Consider the following 16,539-nt stretch of genomic DNA (forward strand, 5'->3'; position numbering starts at 1 on the left):
GGGCGCGCAGATCAACGGCACCGGGAATGATCTGGCCAACCTGATCGTGGGCAGCACCTCTGCCAACCGGATCGACGGCGGCGTGGGCAACGACACGCTGCAAGGTGGCGCAGGCAACGACACGCTGATCGGTGGTGTCGGCATTGACAGCCTGGTGGGCGGCACCGGCGACGACGTGTACGTCGTGGATGGTTCCGATTTTGTCGTCGAGGCAACTGGCAGCGGTCTTGACACCGTACAGAGCGTCGTTACGCACACGCTTGCGCTGAACGTCGAGAACTTGACCCTGACGGGCTTGGCCGCCATCAACGGTACGGGCAACACTTTGGCGAATGTGCTCACCGGCAATGCCGCCAACAACAACCTCGACGGCGGGGAGGGCAATGACACCTTCAGCGCAGGTGATGGCAACGACACCATCCTCGGCGGTGGTGGCAATGACTTCATGATTGGCGGCACCGGGGCAGATTCTCAGATTGGTGGCGCCGGCGATGACACCTACACGATCGACAGCGTTGGTGACTCGGTGAACGAACTGCTCAACGAGGGCACCGATACGGTGATCACTTCATTGAGCTACACGCTGGGCGCGAACGTCGAAAACCTGACGCTGTATGCGGGCGCGCAGATCAACGGCATCGGCAACGATCTGGCCAACTTGATCGTGGGCAGCACGGCCTCCAACCAGATCGACGGCGGCCTCGGCAACGACACGCTGCTAGGTGGTGCGGGTAATGACACCATCAATGGAGGTGATGGCAACGACTCCATCATCGGCGGCGACGGCAACGACTTCATGATCGGTGGTACCGGTGCAGACTCGCAGATCGGTGGCACCGGCGACGACACCTACACGATCGACAACGTCGGCGATTCGGTGAATGAACTGCTCAACGAGGGCAGTGACACGGTCATCACCTCGCTGAGCTACACGCTGGGCGCGAACGTCGAGAACCTGACGTTGTACGCGGGCGCGCAGATCAACGGCACCGGGAATGATCTGGCCAACCTGATCGTGGGCAGCACGGCGGCCAACGCGATCAATGGCGGCCTGGGCAATGACACGCTGCAGGGTGGCGCGGGCAACGACACGCTGCAGGGTGGGCTCGGCCGGGATCTGCTGGTGGGTGGCACAGGCGCCGACGTGTTCCTGTTTGACACCACCCCGAACGCCACGACCAACCTGGACGTGGTCTCGGGGCTGGAGGCGGCCGACCAGTTCGCACTGTCGACCGGCGTCTTCACCGGCATCGGTGGTGCGGGTGCCCTGGCCGCCGCGAACTTCTACAGCGGCGCCGGCCTGACCGGCAGCACCTCGGCGGCGCAGGGTGCCGGCATCTACTTCGACACCACGTCCGGCGGCATCTACTACGACGCCGACGGCCAGGGTGGTGCGGCGTCGGTGCAGGTGGCCACGGTGACCGGTGGCGCGGCGGTGACGTCCAGTCAGTTCCTGCTGGTCTGACGCGCCGACATCCGACCTGTCCGGCCCTGGAAGGGGCCGGTCACGGTCGGGTTGTCAGGTGAGCTGAGGCAAGTTCAGGATGCGGCGCAGCGCCGCATGCATACCCTTCACATGCCCGCGATCCTCCGGCGCATGCGCCGCGATGCCCGGCGAGAAATACGCATAGCCCTCGGACTGGTGCATGCCGTTCTTGACCGCGACGAAGGCCACGTGCGGCAGCAGCGGCACCGTGCGGCCGGCCACCGAGATGGCCGTCTCGGCGGTGATCTCCAGCGGATAGCTCAGCGTCACGAACAGGCTGCTGCCCCGGTTGTCGATCTCGCCGAAGAGCGGCTGGTCGCCGCCCGCCACGCGAATGGCGGACAAATGGTCCTGTCCACGCTGGGCATCGTCCACCGAATCGAACTCGATCAGGAAGTCGCGCGTCATGCGCGGCATCACGCGCGCGTGGCGCAGGCCGATCAGGTTCAGGAACGACGCGTGATCGCGCAGGCGGTAGTAGAACTTGACTCGGTCATAGGGCCGCTGCGACAGCCCGGTCGCAACGATGACCTGGGTGTCCTGCAGTGCGAGGTACTCGCCCAGGATGCGGTCGTAGACCTTCAGCATGTCCAGCACCGGATCGGCGGCCGGATCGACATACCAGTCCGGGTTGCGCAGGCTGCTGTCCTGCCGGATCGGACCGGCATTCAGGAAGTAGTGGTGCTGGATGTGCGCGCCCGAGTTCAGGAAGACGGTTGAGAACTTCACCGGCGTCGATGCCAGCAGCTTCATGTGCAGGTCATGCAGGAAGACGTCCAGCAGCAGGGCCTTGTTCCACGATCGCCGCCGGATGCCCTTGATCAGGTCGGCGTAGAGCGGCAGGTTGCGCGCCCGGCTGAAGGTCAGCAGGCCGGCCAGCAGGTAGAGCTTGCTGGCGGTCGTGACCTTGCCCGAAGCGTTGTCGTTGACCACCTGCGAGACCGCGCTGGACAGCCGCTCGCTCCACCAGGATCCATCGGTGGGGGTCTTGGTCCAGGGGTCGGGGATGAAGTACGCGGGGTGCTTCAGCCGGTTCTCGGCGTTCATCGCCGAGATGCAGCCCACCGCAATGCCGGCGTCTTCGGCTTCCTCGAAGATCTGGCGAGGCTTGCTGCCCACCACGTCGCCCAGCCGGAAGATGCCGTGCTCGGCGGCGCTCAGGCCGTTGTGTAGCGAGGGCCACTGGATCCAGGGCTCGAGGTCCTCGTAGCGCGTTTCGGCCGTCGTGCGAATCAGTTTGCCCTCCAGCATCCGGCGGAAGGCTGGCAGGTCATGGCTGGCCAGGTACCGTCGGACGACCTCGAAGTTCACCTCGTTCAAGGCGATCAGGATCAGGCGCTGGTCGCGCCTACCGTGCGTCTGTGGATTCATGTCGGCAAAGGTCTGAATAGGTTGCGAGTGTCGTGGCGATCACCGACTCGATGCTGAACCGGTCGATGGCCAGCTGGCGTCCGGCCACACCATATCGGTGGCGGCGCGCCGGGTCCCTGATGAGCTGCAACAGCGCGTCGGCCAGCGCGTCGGCGTCGCGGGCCGGCACCAGGTCGCCGGTCTCGCCGGGAATAATGGCCTCACGACAACCAGTGGTGTCGGTCGTGATGACGGCACACCCTGCAGCTGCCGCCTCCAAAAGACTCTTGGGCATGCCTTCCCGGTAGGAGGGCAGGCAGACGATGCTCGTCTGCGCCAGCAGGCCCGGCATGTCGGCGACGTGGCCGGCCCATTCGATGACGCCTTCATCGTGCCAGGCCTGGGCCTGATCACGCGAGATAGCGCTGGGATTCTGGTAGTCCGCCGAGCCGGCCAGCATGAAACGCCAGCCGGGGCAGGCCTCTCGCAGCCGGCGGCAGGCGGCGACGAACTCATGCACGCCCTTGTCGGCCAGCAGCCGCGCGGGCAGCACGACCAGGTCCTGCTTCCGCTCGATCGGCGCCTGGACGAACAGGTCGAGGTCGATGCCGGAGCCGGGAATGCGGATCACCTCATCTGCCCGGGCCCAGCCGACCTCGACGACATAGCGCTCGTCGTCCATGTTCTGTACCACCACTCGCTTGTTGCGGTGGCCGTAGGCCAGCCTGGACAGCACCTTGTAGAGCCCGCCGATCAACTGACGCTTCAGGCTGGTGCGGGCGCCGGGCGTGAACGCGTAGCCCATGCCTGACACTGAGATCACCAGCGCGTGCGGCGGCACGATCCGGCTGGCCAGCCCGCCGTACAGCACGCCCTTGGGGGAGGCGCAGTGGACCAGTTCCGGGCGCAGCTTCCAGAACCAGCGCGCTATCTGCAACACGCCGCGCAGTTCCTTCAGCGGGTTCATGCCGTCGGCCGTGAAGTCGACCCTCATGCGCTCGATGCCGGCCGCGTCGACCCGCCGCTCGCCCTCGGATTCCATCGCCTCGCTGCCGCCATGGCCAGTCAGCAGCCGGACATGATGTCCGCGCGCCTGCGCCGCCGTCGCGATCGGCAGGCGATGCGAGGCGAAGAAGGCCACGTTGTTGATGACGTAGCAGATCGAACGTGGACGGGGCGCGGACATCGGATCCAGGGTAGCTAGGTGCTTCAGTGTTCGACCTGTCGTGTCTGGGTGGCCAGCCAGGCCTGGAACATCAGCACGTCCCAGAGCTGTCCGGCCCAGCTGCGTCGGCCCGAAAGGTGTTCCAGCCAGCAGCGCCGCACGGCCACAGCGTCAAAGTGGCCGCCTTCGCGCAGGCGCTGCTCGGACAGCAGGTCTTCGGCCCAGTCCTTCAGCGGGCCGCGCAGCCAGGCCGCGATCGGCACCGCGAAGCCCTTCTTCGGGCGCTCGATCAGTTCACGCGGCACATGGCGGTAGAGCACTTGCCGCAGCGGCCACTTGGTCACGCCGGCATTGAGCTTGAGGTCCAGCGGCAGCCGCCAGGCGAACTCGACCAGCGCGTGATCGAGCATCGGCACCCGCGTCTCCAGCGACACGCCCATCGAAGCCCGGTCGACCTTCGTCAGCACATCGCCGGGCAGGTAGGTCAGCAGGTCCAGCAGCATCATGCGCTCGACGTCGCCGAGCTCGGTCAAGCCCGGCGGCAGGTCGTTCAGCAGCGTGGTCGGCTCCCGTGCCGACAGCACCACCTGGTCCGGCGTGGCCCAGTGGCTGACCATGCCGCGGTACAGCGCCGAGAGGTCGCGGCTGCCCAGCAGCGCGGCGCCCTTGTGGATCTTGTCGCCCATGTTGTTGGCGCGCCGATCTGCCGGCTTCCAGGTCCACAGCCAACGGAAGACCGTGTTCCATTGCTCAACCGACAGGCTGCGCAGGGCACTGGCTGTCCAGCGCCGCAGCGGCGTGGGCACGACGTGCAGCCAATGCCAGACCGCAGCGGTGATGCGGTAGCGGTCATAGCCGCAGAACAGCTCGTCGCCGCCATCACCGGACAGCGCCACAGTGACATGCTTGCGCGCCATCCGCGAGACCAGGAAGGTCGGAATCTGCGACGAATCCGAGAACGGCTCGCAGTACATCTCCGGCAGCTTCGGGATGACGTCGAGCGCATCCTGCGGCTGCACGTACAGCTCGGTGTGGTCCGTACCCAGGTGCTGCGCGACCGCCTTGGCGAAAGTCGCCTCGTTGTAGCCGGGCTCATGGAAGCCGATCGTGAAGGTGCGCACCGGCCGGCTCGACTGGGCCTGCATCAGCGCCACGACCACCGACGAGTCGATGCCGCCAGACAGGAAAGCGCCCAGCGGCACGTCCGACATCATCTGCCGGCCGACCGATGCCGAGAGCAGCAGCTCGACGTGATCCACCGCCTCGGTCGCGCTGCCCTCGAAGCGGTTGCGCGTGCCGGCCAGGCCCGCTTCCAGGCCGGACCAGTAGGTCCGGATCACCGGGTCCGGCGAGTGGCGCGAAACCTCCAGCCAGGTGCCGGGCTCGAGCTTACGGATGCCCTGGAAGATCGAGTGCGGCGCGCCGATGTAGTTGTGCCGCAGCAGCAGCGCGAGCGCATCACGGTCGATTTCGGCCGCGAAGGCCGGATGGCGCTGCAGCGCCTTGAGTTCGGAGCCGAACAGGAAGACACGCGGCTGACCGGCCTGCCCGCCTTGCCAGCCCCAGTACATCGGCTTCTCGCCCAGCCGGTCGCGGGCCAGCACGAGGCGGCGTTCCTGTCGGTCCCACAGCGCGATCGCGAACATGCCGGTCAGGCGCGTCAGCGTACCCTCGATGCCCCAGGCCTCGAATCCGGCCAGCAGGGTCTCGGTGTCCGAATGGCCGCGCCAGGCAGGCGCGAAGCGCATCGCCGTGAGGATCTCGCGCAGGTCGTCGTGGTTGTAGATCTCGCCATTGAAAGCGATCACGTACCGGCCCGACGCCGAGGTCATCGGCTGGTGACCGGCCTCCGACAGGTCAACGATGGCCAGCCGGCGGTGCGCCAGCGCGATGCCTGCTTCCGGGTCCTGCCACAGGCCCTCGCTGTCAGGGCCGCGCAGGTACAGCGCGTCGTTCATGTGACGCAGGCGTGCGTCCAGCTCCGGACGCGGTTTATCGCTCGGCGTGGCAGCGAGCCACCCTGTTAGTCCGCACATGTCATGCCCTCCCGTGGCATCAGTTTTTGTATGTGTCTGATCCATGGCTGCGCGCCACGGATGCCTGCAGTTCGCTGAATCGCTGGCAGGCTCGCGTCATGCTGTATTCGTCGACGATGCGCTGACGTGCCTTCTTGGCACGCTGGTCATGGAGGTCGGCCGATTCCGTGGCCGCCGCATGCAGGGCGGTGGACAGCGCGACTGGGTCCTCTTTGCGCACGACCCAGCCGGTGTCCCCGACCAGCATCGCCGCGTCGCCCACGTCGGTGACCACGCAGGGCACGCCGCTGGACATGGCCTCGCCGACCACGTTCGGGAAGCCCTCGGTGCGCGACGACAGGCAGAACAGGTCGAAGGCCTGCAGCAGGTCGGGCACGTCGTTGCGTTCGCCAAGCAGCAAGTAGCGGTCACGACAAGCAGTGGCTGCCAAGGCCTCGTCCAACACCGCGTTCTGCCCATCAACACCTCGGCCCACCATCGCGAAGCGCAGGGTGCCTGGACGGTCGGCGGACCAGCCAGCCTGCAACATGTCGGCAGCGCGGACGAAGTTCGGGTGGTCCTTGGCATCATTCCATCGCCCCACATTCCCGATCACGATGTCCGACTCGCCGAGGCCGAGGCTGGCGCGCATGCGCTGCCGCCGTTCGGGATCTGGCTTGAACTGGTCGACGTCAAAGCCATTGGGTATGACCACCATGTGTGAAGCGTCGTAGCCGATCGCGATGTGCGAGCGTCGCGAGGCCTCAGCGGCACAGGCGATCGCGGCAGGCACCCAGCCCGACAGGCGTGCGCAGAGCCAACGAATCTGGCGGGTCCCGCGCGACGTGCCGCCGAATTCGGTGGTGCGGACGCCCCAGATCACCGCCCGGATGCCGGCCATCCGGGCGGCCAGTCCGCCGATCAGGTCGGCGTGGACCATCCAAGTCTGGACGACATCCGGGCGGCGGTCGTCCAGCACCCGCTGCGTGGCGAATAAGACACGCGGCAGGTCCCAGATCCCGCGCAGTCCGAGTTCAATGACCTCGACCCCATCTGCCTGCAGCATGTGGCCGACCGGCCCGATGTCCTTTAGCGACACCACCGTGGTTGGCCGCTGTGCAACCGCCAGACGGCGAAGCATCAGTTCGGCGCCGCCAACGCCGAGGCTGATGATGATGTGGATGACATTCGGGTAATTCACAACGTCCGTTTTCTGTGGATCGGCTGAAGATATCAACTGACTACTATTTTTTTGAGAACTTCATTCCATCGCTGTGTAGCAACTTGGATTGAATACTTCTTCTCTACGAGCGCGCGCCCTGCCTTCCCCATCTGGTGCCTAGCCATGGGGTTGTCGATCAGGAAATCGAGAGCCGCACTCCAGTCATCAGCTGTGCCAGGCCCGAAGCCGATGTGCCCTTCCCGGAGTAAGTCTGCGTTCATTCCGATGTTCGAAACGACCACGGGTATGCCACATGCCATGTACAGCAGCATTTTGTAGCTGCACTTTCCTCGGCTCCACGGGTCGTCAAAGATTGGCATGAGGCCGATATCAAAGCCTGACGACAATTCGGCTTCGTTTTCGGGGCTCCACCTGATGAACTGCATTTTCTCCGAAGGAATTTCTGGGAAGTCTGGGGGTGCGTTTGAGACGATTTGAAACTTCCAGCCGGGATGGCTTGACAGTGCTTTGCCAATCGCGACCTGTAACTCTCTCGTAAAGAACTTATATCCACCGGCAGTTCCACACCATCCTATGATGCCCTTCGACTCTTCCCGCAGTTTGCAGGATGGCCTGAATCGATTGACATCAACCGCGGTTGGGATGATTGTGGTTGGAGTTCCGAATCCTGAAAAGTATTCTGCGATGTGTGCATTACCGGCGACTACATGGTCTGCAAACCGCACCGCATTTCTTGCGGCCAATCCACCCCGATGCAGCCAGATGGCGTCGTCAACATCCAGTATTAAGGGGCGTTTGGCGAGAAATTCAAACGATGGGACTGTTGAAATTAGTTCTCGCTGAAGAATTGATGCATCAAATGATTGCGATTTAATCGCCCTGCTCATGGAGTCTACAATGACACTTGCGGCCCATCGAACTCTGGATGAGAATTTTGCCGGAGGATAAGACTGAGGATCTGCGATCAGTTCAGTGACTTCTAGGTGATATTCATGCAAAGGATTGATTAATTGCCTGATTCGAAATCTTGCGGACGGCACGTGCAGTCCTTGAGTGAGCGCAGCAATTTTCATGCGATGACATCTGATGTGTTGATTCGCTAACTCGTCAATGAAGGATCAATTGCTGATTGCCATGTAAGCCTAGCGAGGTTCAGATAGACAAGAACCAACAAGAGCGTTACGAGTCCCGCATAACGTTTATTCTTGATGGCAATCGGGAGCATGATGCTCCAGGCTATCTCTAGAAACCGAGTTGATGCAGTCGGAATGATCAGAGTTATGCCGAACGAAAGAGAGACCATCAGCAAGCATATTTCCCTACAGGTTTCAGTTAATTTTCTATCGGGAACGTCTTTGTTTGATTGATTGCTCGCAATGTTGGTGTGAAAAATAAGAAAAAAGGGGACCAGGACCAGTATAGGGGTGGCTAGCGAAAATAAAGTGCCTTGGCTTTCTTCGTAGTAAGCCCACTTTGGGAATGCTGATAATATAGCCGGGGTTCCTGTGGCTATTGCTATCGTAATCGCTATATATGATGCTGGAAACCTCTTGAGGAATCTCTGTGCTGTCGGGTGTGTAATGAGAACGGCAGGGGCTAGCGAAGTGTGCGCAAGGATAGCGAGCATGCCGAATAAGGCTTTCTTGAACTTCTCCCCTTCGCTTGCAACTGTGATCATCAAGAAGCCAATAGCTAGGCCTGCTCGCATGGCAGCAAACTCTAGACCTGGAGCAATAAATATGATGTAAAGGATGGCGAAGATTGCGATTCGGCCCGAAAGAATTCTGTGAAATGCATAGTATTTTGAATACAGCGACAAAAGGCAAATGAAAACAAAGCTGAATTTGGGGTCTTGGCTAAAGAAGGCGCAGGCACTCACGATCAACAAGAAAAGGGGATCTTTGGCGAAGAACATTTTTTCGATCAGATCGCTGCCTTCGACGATTCCCCAATACGCCTGAATATAGTTATCGCGGTCTGCCCCCCACTCTCTCCAGCCTGCGGCAATCGAGGTCAGGAAAAGTAAAGTGAGCGCCACAACTTTCATGCTGCTGACGCTAGATTTTCTCTTCGTCATAGCTTGATGACGTTTCTGGCGAGCAGAAGTTCAATGATGGGACGCCAGACCCACCACGTAAAGTTCCTCTTGAATGCATCTCCCTTGTGGCCATCTCTGCACTGGAAGTATTTGTGCGTGAACCTGTGATCTGCGCGCCCTAGCGATGTGATGTTGGTTCCGGCCTTCCAAGCCGAAAAAATAAGCGCAAGTTGATCTCGCTTAATCCCGTTCAGATATTCTTGCCACCATTCGAGCATGAGCCTCTTGCATTCGATTGATGCGGCTTTTCGAATGATGACCCCGCCTTCAAACAGTCCGAGGTTCTTTGGTAGGCCTGCTGCTCTTATTCTTTCCAGGAATCTTCTGGTCTCCTTTAGGTTGCTTTTCATGCTAACAAAGCAGGCTTTCGCTTCGTCGTATACGCAGTCTCGTTGGGGGTGTTCGTAAAGAAAAGTGTGTCCGTCGTTTGAAATGACGTTGTTTACGAGGTCGCTCGTGTCCCCTGTGATGGAAATTGATCCATCGACATAAATCAAGATCTCAGCACTATTCAGACATTCATACTCAAAGTAGCAGATCTTCGCGTGACGATTGAGCAGGGCGCCGGAAAGATCCCCAGTGATGGGTATGTTTATCCAGGGGGGCGGGACGACGATGTTTCCGTCATTTATGCAAATGAATTCAATGCCTTCGAACTCTCCTTGTGGGGGGAGTAGTTCGTCATAACCTTTCGTGATGCACGTGTATATGATCGTCTTCATGTTGTGAACTCAATGAACATGAGAATGGCCCAGATTTTGTCTGCGTGGTTGGCATTTCGGGAACAATGTTCAGTCCAGAGGTTCCTGATTATCGAGTTGTCCAGTAATTCGCTGCCGCGCTTTTCGGAATGAAGTAGGTCTTCGCACCATGGACGTAAGCTTGTCCTTAGCCACTCATCAAGTGGTATCGAGAAACCCATTTTCGGGCGATCAATTAAATGCCTTGGGATGTGTCTTTCTAGTACAGACTTTAGTATAATTTTGCTTTCGCTTGACGTTGCCTTAAACTTGTCCGGCAATCCAAAGGAGAATTCAATAACTCTGTGATCAAGAAGCGGGGCACGTGTTTCTAGGCTGTTTGCCATGGATGCCCTGTCAACTTTCACTAGAATGTCATCAGGGAGGTAATGTGAGGCGTCCCAGAATGCAAAGGCGCCCGGTGTTGCTGATGGTGTGTATTCGCGGTTAGGTGTGATTCGACTATCTCTTTCGTCTATAAGTGGGGTGTGGCGATTCTTGTATTTGTCGGCCCAATATTCTGCGAGATCTGTTGGCGTGGCATTGCTCCAAGCGCCGCTTAGAATATCGATCTTGTTTTTGATCGATCGGAGTAGTTGGTTTTGGTTTCCTGTCTTGCTCTGCAATGGACCGAATCTTGTTGGGTTAATTCTGTTGAGTTCGCGCCAGCGCCATATTTTGTTTAGCTTGCCATAGTGCGAGTAACCCCAAAAAAACTCGTCGCCCCCATCTCCTGATAGTGCGACTTTGACTTTTTGGCGTGTTAGCTTGCTAACTAGAAATGTTGGAATTTGCGAGCTGTCAGCGAAAGGTTCATCCCATGTCTTTGCGATGGTCGGAATTAGATCTAGAGCATCTTGCTCGCTGATGTCGTACGAGTGGTGTCGCGTACCCAGGTGAGTTGCGACTTGCTTTGCATAATGCGATTCGTCGTATCTTGCGTCGGGCATTCCTATTGAGAATGTAAGAATCTCTGAGTTTCCAGATTTCCTCATCATCGCAGCCACGAGACTGGAATCGACTCCTCCTGACAGAAATGCGCCTACTGGAACGTCAGCATATGATTGGCCCGAGACTGCGCGCGACAGTAGATATTCTAGTTGGTCGACTGAGTCGTCATAAGTTCCGGTGAATGGGTTGTCTCGCCCATTCTTGGCTGCTGACGATAGAGACCAATAGGCGGTTTTGCTTGGCTCACATCGTTGTTCAAGAGAATCGTGGTCGAATGTTAAAATCTGTCCTGGTTGTACTTTCTGAAATTCGGTGTAGACGGTCTCTGGTGCGGGAATGTAGTTGAGTCGGAAGTATTTTGATATTGCAGACTTGTTGAGCGAGGGTGAGAATCCTCGAATTCTCTTGACTGCTTTTAGTTCGGATGTGAAAACGAAGCGGTTGTTCGCGAATCCGTAATACAGTGGCTTTTCGCCAATCCTGTCGCGCGCCAGGTGTAGTTTTTTCTCCTTTACATCCCAAAGGGCAATTCCAAACATGCCAACCGAGGCGTTTAGTGCTGCATTCAATCCGAATTCTTCAATGTATTGGAGCAGCGTCTCTGTATCGGAGTGGCCCCGCCATTTTGATTGATTTTGAGGGATGGTTCTTTCAAGATCCCGTCTGAGGTCTAGGTGGTTATATATCTCGCCATTGAAGGCAATGACGTACCTTCCACTGGAACTCATCATCGGCTGTGCCCCTGCGCTGCTCAAGTCGATGATTGACAGCCTTCGGTGACCGATGGCGATGGGATAATCGGTGTCGCACCATATGCCTTGGTCGTCTGGGCCTCTGTGCTCAATGCTTGAAAGCATGGCTTGCATATCTTCCATGCATTGAAGGCCAGGTTCTTTTGACCAAGAAATACCCAGAATTCCACACATGATTAGGTCGAGATGAAATTAAGAAAGGCTTGGTAGGCTATCTCGGCGCTCAAGAACTTCTTTGCGAAGTCATGGCTTTTTACCGACAGTCCTCTGCGGAAATCTGGGTCGTCGCAAGCGATAAGGTGGGAATATATTTGTTCGGCCGTTGTTGCTTGCATGATCGGGACGTCTGATCCCCACTCTTTAGCGAATACTTCGGGCCGCCAGTTCGCGATTAGTGGCGTCCCGCTATAGAGGGCGTAAGCTCCAATCGCACCCATCCAATGACTTCCTACTTGGTCAATGCAGATGTCGCTCGAATAATATTCTTCGAGTAGGTCTGGCAGGGGCATTGGTTTTAGCCAATTCACTCGACTTTCAATGCCTAGTTTTCTGCAGAGTTCCTGCGCGAAGCTCAAGTCTTTGGCTGGTCCTTTGCTTGTGAGGTGAAATGTCGCCTCTGGATTGTGCTTTGAGTACATCGCGAGGGCTTCAATAATTAGGTCGTTTCCTTTGTATTCGAAGCTGCTCCCGGGGCTTGGGTTTATGTTGAGTCGAACTGGGATAATTATTTTTCTGACTCTCTGGAATTTCTTTGCGGAGAATCTGATGCCGGTTGACTCGAAGTCAACGTCAAATCTAGGTATGAATTTAGTGTTCTTGTTCTTGTGCAGGAATTCGGCAACTATGTTGTCTCCGATACTATTTAGACCTTGTGGGAAATAACTTATGCATGTCGCTTGACTTAGTCCCCTACGTTGTTTGTGGGTTCTTATATGGTTAAGGGCGAGCGCCAGTGGTTGTAGCCATTTCCGTCGAATGTCAAAAGAATTAGGCCAAATGGCTGCCTTATTGCAGTGGACGTCTATGTCGCTGCCGCTTGAGAGGGCAATAAGTTTTGCGGATCTGGGTAACTTGTTTGACAGAGCAAGGCCGTAGTGATTGAGGAATATGACGTCCCTGTCTGCCATGTGACGGGCAGCTTCGGTGTATGAGGTTTCTGCAAAGGCATGTGTTGCGAGTCGATAGTCAACGGGCGATTCGATGATCCATGGTGGATATGGATAACTTATTTCCCGGGAGAATTGATGTTCGGGCCTGTTGAGGGTGTCGTTTTTCAGGGCGTCAACAACATATTTGACGTCAAAGCCATCTCGATGAAATCTCAATGCATAGGCCATAGGCATGGCATTGATGCTTCCGAGGAAGCCTATTCTGGTGTTTTTTATACTATTCATGTTTAAGATAAAATCTTGAATAGCCGCTTGATATCGCTTACCGCTTATTGCGAAGAAAGTTTTTCACGAAATCTCTCGCTGTGCTAGACATTAATCCGGACGCGAGGATCGTGGTCGTGCCTATGGCGCAAAGCTGGGCGAAGGTCGCAAGTCTCTCCGCAGGCCATGGAGATAAATCAATTAACAGCCAGCTTACAATTACTGCTGTAGAGCCAATCGGTGCGACGTCTTTCAGCATCCAGGTTCTGTGAAGTCCCGGAGAGAGCTTTCTGTGGACTATTGCAGTCCAAACAATGAGGTAAAACAGGTTTGATCCTGCCCAACTCCAAGCTGCACCGATTCCTCCGCTGTACCTTGATGCTAGTACGATTGTTGGTAGTAGTATCGCTGCGAAGAAGACGTTGCCAATCAGATGCAGTCTAATATTGCCTTTTGCATATTGAAGGTAATAGGGGAAGGCGCTTATGCTCAACAGGCCGTTGCCGATTGCGTATAATGTCGTGATGGGCGCTGCTGACTGCGCAATCGAATGATTACCTGTCCAGCTATATATTAAATGCTGCGATCCAAAGCCAATCGTTGCGGATACGGGCATGGCGATCAACACCATGCCTTGAGTGGCTTGCCGATACAACTTCAAGAGTCGACTTTCGTCTCCTTCGGCATGAATTCTCGAAAGACGAGGCAAAAGCGCCATGCTCAGCGGGTTGCTTAAGATCGTGACGCCACTGGCCACCAACACCGCCAGTGTGAAGTGTCCATACTCTGCCAAAGGCAGGAACTTGGAAAGCACCAGCTTGTCAATCTGGGTCACGCCGACCCACACGGCGCTGGTGAAGGCAATGCTCATTGAAAAGCGAACGACATCGCGCATTGCCACCCAGTGCCAGCCAACCGGCGGGCTATCGGGTGGCTGACGGGGCAACAGCATGTAGGTCTTGCGGCATAGCAGGGTGGTTTCCATCAAGGCGACCATCAATTGCCAGCCAAAGAAGTGGGCCGGGGTGGTGCCCAGCCACTCGAAGATGGCGAGCACGACAACGAAGCGTGCCGTGGCGGTCGAGGCGTTCAGGCGGCCAAGCCACACCTGTTGCTCGAATCCTCCGATTGCACCGCGGTATAGCCCTGCTACCCAGCGCAAGCCGACGATGCATGCCATCAGTTCGACTGATAGCGTTACTTGCTCCAGCGGAAGGGACTGCGCTTGCAGCCAGCGCGTGGCGATCCAGTCTGCTCCCAAGCCGATCGCCACGGTCCCTAGCAAGGCAACACCATAGAAAATCCCCTCGAGAACGCGAAGTAGGCGCCGCAGTTCTAGGGCAGTGATGGCGCCGCCGGACAGTCGCGCTGTCTGGCGTGACAGAGTGGGCGACAGCCCCATGTCCAGCAACTGGAACCATGCCTGCAACATCGCATAGAAACCGACGAGACCGTAGGCCTCGGTTCCCATGTAGCGGATGTAGAACGGCACGATGACGATGCCGACAATCGCGACGTAGATCTGACTGAGGTAGGAAGCAACGAGGTTGCGCTTGAAATCGGCCACGAATCGCTGCTAGGTGAACGGAGTGAATTGACGAGGGCTGCCCTTGCAGGGCTGGGCAAATGGCGGAGGAACTGGTTTACGGATGACGGGAACAACGGTGCTTCGCGCCTCAGGCTCCGTTCGATCCAATCAGTCGGTGCTCCAGTTCCAGCAGATCCCTGCGCCGATCGCTGATCCGGCGCGCCGGGTTGCCCGAATAGATCCCGAAGCTGGCGCAGTTGCGCAGGACCAGGCTCAGGGCGCCGATGGCGACGCCTTCCTCCAGGTGCACGTTCGGCAGCACGACGCTGCCCGCGCCGATGATCACGTGCTTGTCGAGGATGACCGGGCCGGTGGCGCCGCCGGTGTATTCCTTGGGCACGGTCGGGTTGGTCAGGAACTCGCCGCTGTAGTCGTCGCTGCTGCTGTAGATCGACACCCGTGAGGACAGGCCGCTGAAGTCGCGCAGCACGATCGGACCGGCGCCGATCAGGCTGCAGAACACGGCGATGTGCACGTGATTGCCGATCTCGATTCCACCTTCCCCGGCCGACAGCACGCAGAAGTCGTCGATGCGCACATGGTTGCCGATGCGGATTCGCGAGGCACCGTAGATCGAAGCCTTGTCGGAGATCTGGACGTCGTCCCCGACGGCCGCAAACCCCCGGGCTTTCAGTTCCGTGCTGTTCAGCATGGCCATGGCAGTCCGGCTCCTCTTGCTCAGTTGCGGCAGGCGCCGCGAATCGCCTCGATCACCCGCCCCTGCTCCTCATCCGTCAAGGCCGGATAGATCGGCAGGCACAGCACCTTGCGGGCGATCTCGCTGGCCACGGGCAGGCGGCTGGGGTCGGCCGAGGGCATGCCGCGGTACATCGGGAAATCGGAGATCAGCGGATAGAAGTAGCGGCGAGCAAAGATGTTGTGCTCCCTCAGGCGCGCATACAGGGCGTCCCGGCTGATCGGGTATTCCGCATCGACCAGGATCGGGAAATAGGAGTGGTTGGCCACCTTCTCGCCGCTGTCGCGCACGCAGCGGATGCCGGGCAGGTCGGCCAGTTCGGCGCGATACCGGGCGTCGATCTCGGCGCGTCGCTGGAGGGCCGCGTCGATGTGCTGCAACTGGATCAGGCCGAAGGCGGCGTTGAACTCGCTCATCTTGCCGTTGATGCCCGGCGCGACCACCGTGACCTCGTCGACAAAACCGAAGTTCTTCAAATGGTCGATGCGCTGCTTGGTCTTGGCATCCGGGCAGACGATGGCGCCGCCCTCGAAGGTGTTGAACACCTTGGTGGCGTGGAAACTGAGCACCGACAGGTCGCCGTGGTTCAGCACGCTGCCGCAGTGGCACTGCACGCCAAAGGCATGTGCGGCGTCGTAGATGACCTTGAGGTTGTAGTTGTCCGCGATCTTCTGGATCGCCTCGACATCACAGGGGTGGCCATAACAGTGCACCGGCATGATCGCGGTGGTCTGCGGGGTGATGGCCGCCTCGATCTTGCGCGGATCGAGGTTCAGCGTGTCGCGGTCGATGTCGACGAAGACCGGCTTGATGCCGTTCCACAGCAGCGAGTGCGCGGTCGCCACGAAGGAATAGGGCGTGGTGATCACCTCGCCGGTGACGCGCAGCGCCTGCAGCGCGGTGACCAGCGCGATCGTGCCGTTCGTGAACAGGGCGATGTGCTCGACGCCGAGGTGCTCGCACAGCGCCTTCTCGAGCTGCTGGTGGAAGGGCCCGCCATTGGTCAGGATCTGGTTGGCCCAGATCTTCTCCATGTAGGGCATGACTTCCTTCAGATCCGGCAGGAAGGGCTTGGTGACGTAGATCGGCGGGCGAGAGTCGGACATGTGGGCTTCCGGTCGGGGACGGGCGGATGGCGGCG

General features: G+C 58.6%; 13 protein-coding genes. 1 reads left to right on the forward strand and 12 read right to left on the reverse strand.

The window, feature by feature from the left end; all coding sequences use genetic code 11:
* Window positions 1-1,465, forward strand: a 1,465-nt coding sequence (locus Q8X39_RS04320; protein WP_305748403.1) for a calcium-binding protein, incomplete at its 5' end; no start/stop codon positions are given.
* A gap of 54 nt (window positions 1,466-1,519) precedes the next feature.
* Here the strand turns inward: Q8X39_RS04320 and Q8X39_RS04325 are convergent.
* The 12 genes from Q8X39_RS04325 to vioA form a co-directional block, all read right to left on the reverse strand.
* A complete protein-coding gene (locus Q8X39_RS04325; RefSeq protein ID WP_305748404.1) occupies window positions 1,520-2,857 on the reverse strand; it encodes a hypothetical protein in 1,338 nt (445 codons plus the stop codon).
* Window positions 2,835-4,022, reverse strand: a complete 1,188-nt coding sequence (locus Q8X39_RS04330) for a glycosyltransferase family 4 protein (protein WP_305748405.1) — start codon at window positions 4,020-4,022, stop codon at window positions 2,835-2,837. The genes Q8X39_RS04325 and Q8X39_RS04330 overlap by 23 nt, the downstream gene beginning before the upstream one ends.
* 23 nt (window positions 4,023-4,045) lie before the next feature.
* Window positions 4,046-6,037 carry an asparagine synthase (glutamine-hydrolyzing) gene (gene asnB, locus Q8X39_RS04335; protein ID WP_305748406.1) on the reverse strand — a complete coding sequence of 664 codons (1,992 nt, stop codon included), beginning with the start codon at window positions 6,035-6,037 and terminating at the stop codon, window positions 4,046-4,048.
* Window positions 6,038-6,056: 19 nt separating this feature from the next.
* On the reverse strand, window positions 6,057-7,217 hold the full coding sequence (locus Q8X39_RS04340) for a glycosyltransferase family 4 protein (RefSeq protein ID WP_305748407.1): 1,161 nt from the start codon (window positions 7,215-7,217) through the stop codon (window positions 6,057-6,059).
* 32 nt (window positions 7,218-7,249) lie between these two features.
* Window positions 7,250-8,272, reverse strand: a complete 1,023-nt coding sequence (locus tag Q8X39_RS04345) for a glycosyltransferase family 4 protein (RefSeq protein WP_305748408.1) — start codon at window positions 8,270-8,272, stop codon at window positions 7,250-7,252.
* A gap of 26 nt (window positions 8,273-8,298) precedes the next feature.
* Window positions 8,299-9,276, reverse strand: coding sequence for an EpsG family protein (locus Q8X39_RS04350; RefSeq protein WP_305748409.1), 978 nt, complete (start codon window positions 9,274-9,276; stop codon window positions 8,299-8,301).
* Window positions 9,273-10,019, reverse strand: coding sequence for a hypothetical protein (locus tag Q8X39_RS04355; RefSeq protein ID WP_305748410.1), 747 nt, complete (start codon window positions 10,017-10,019; stop codon window positions 9,273-9,275). The genes Q8X39_RS04350 and Q8X39_RS04355 overlap by 4 nt, the downstream gene beginning before the upstream one ends.
* Window positions 10,016-11,914, reverse strand: coding sequence for an asparagine synthase (glutamine-hydrolyzing) (gene asnB, locus Q8X39_RS04360; RefSeq protein ID WP_305748411.1), 1,899 nt, complete (start codon window positions 11,912-11,914; stop codon window positions 10,016-10,018). The genes Q8X39_RS04355 and asnB (Q8X39_RS04360) overlap by 4 nt, the downstream gene beginning before the upstream one ends.
* Before the next feature lie 2 nt (window positions 11,915-11,916).
* The gene (locus Q8X39_RS04365; RefSeq protein WP_305748412.1) at window positions 11,917-13,134 is read right to left on the reverse strand and encodes a glycosyltransferase family protein; all 1,218 of its coding nucleotides are present in this window, start codon (window positions 13,132-13,134) and stop codon (window positions 11,917-11,919) included.
* 37 nt (window positions 13,135-13,171) lie between these two features.
* Entirely contained in the window at window positions 13,172-14,680 is a 1,509-nt protein-coding gene (locus Q8X39_RS04370; protein WP_305748413.1) for a lipopolysaccharide biosynthesis protein, read from the reverse strand.
* Window positions 14,681-14,789: 109 nt separating this feature from the next.
* Window positions 14,790-15,359 carry an acyltransferase gene (locus Q8X39_RS04375; protein ID WP_305748414.1) on the reverse strand — a complete coding sequence of 190 codons (570 nt, stop codon included), beginning with the start codon at window positions 15,357-15,359 and terminating at the stop codon, window positions 14,790-14,792.
* 20 nt (window positions 15,360-15,379) lie between these two features.
* A complete protein-coding gene (vioA, locus tag Q8X39_RS04380) occupies window positions 15,380-16,504 on the reverse strand; it encodes a dTDP-4-amino-4,6-dideoxy-D-glucose aminotransferase VioA (RefSeq protein ID WP_305748415.1) in 1,125 nt (374 codons plus the stop codon).
* Window positions 16,505-16,539: the final 35 nt, after the last annotated feature.

Origin of the sequence: Leptothrix discophora (assembly GCF_030705305.1) — a bacterium.
Taxonomy (GTDB): domain Bacteria; phylum Pseudomonadota; class Gammaproteobacteria; order Burkholderiales; family Burkholderiaceae_C; genus Sphaerotilus; species Sphaerotilus discophorus.

Coding starts and splice junctions, on each gene's coding strand:
- Q8X39_RS04355 (WP_305748410.1), bottom strand. CDS start 10,019: ATGAAGACGATCATATACACGTGCATCACGAAAGGTTATGACGAACTA.
- Q8X39_RS04365 (WP_305748412.1), bottom strand. CDS start 13,134: ATGAATAGTATAAAAAACACCAGAATAGGCTTCCTCGGAAGCATCAAT.
- Q8X39_RS04325 (WP_305748404.1), bottom strand. CDS start 2,857: ATGAATCCACAGACGCACGGTAGGCGCGACCAGCGCCTGATCCTGATC.
- asnB (WP_305748406.1), bottom strand. CDS start 6,037: ATGTGCGGACTAACAGGGTGGCTCGCTGCCACGCCGAGCGATAAACCG.
- vioA (WP_305748415.1), bottom strand. CDS start 16,504: ATGTCCGACTCTCGCCCGCCGATCTACGTCACCAAGCCCTTCCTGCCG.
- Q8X39_RS04345 (WP_305748408.1), bottom strand. CDS start 8,272: ATGAAAATTGCTGCGCTCACTCAAGGACTGCACGTGCCGTCCGCAAGA.
- asnB (WP_305748411.1), bottom strand. CDS start 11,914: ATGTGTGGAATTCTGGGTATTTCTTGGTCAAAAGAACCTGGCCTTCAA.
- Q8X39_RS04330 (WP_305748405.1), bottom strand. CDS start 4,022: ATGTCCGCGCCCCGTCCACGTTCGATCTGCTACGTCATCAACAACGTG.
- Q8X39_RS04375 (WP_305748414.1), bottom strand. CDS start 15,359: ATGGCCATGCTGAACAGCACGGAACTGAAAGCCCGGGGGTTTGCGGCC.
- Q8X39_RS04350 (WP_305748409.1), bottom strand. CDS start 9,276: ATGACGAAGAGAAAATCTAGCGTCAGCAGCATGAAAGTTGTGGCGCTC.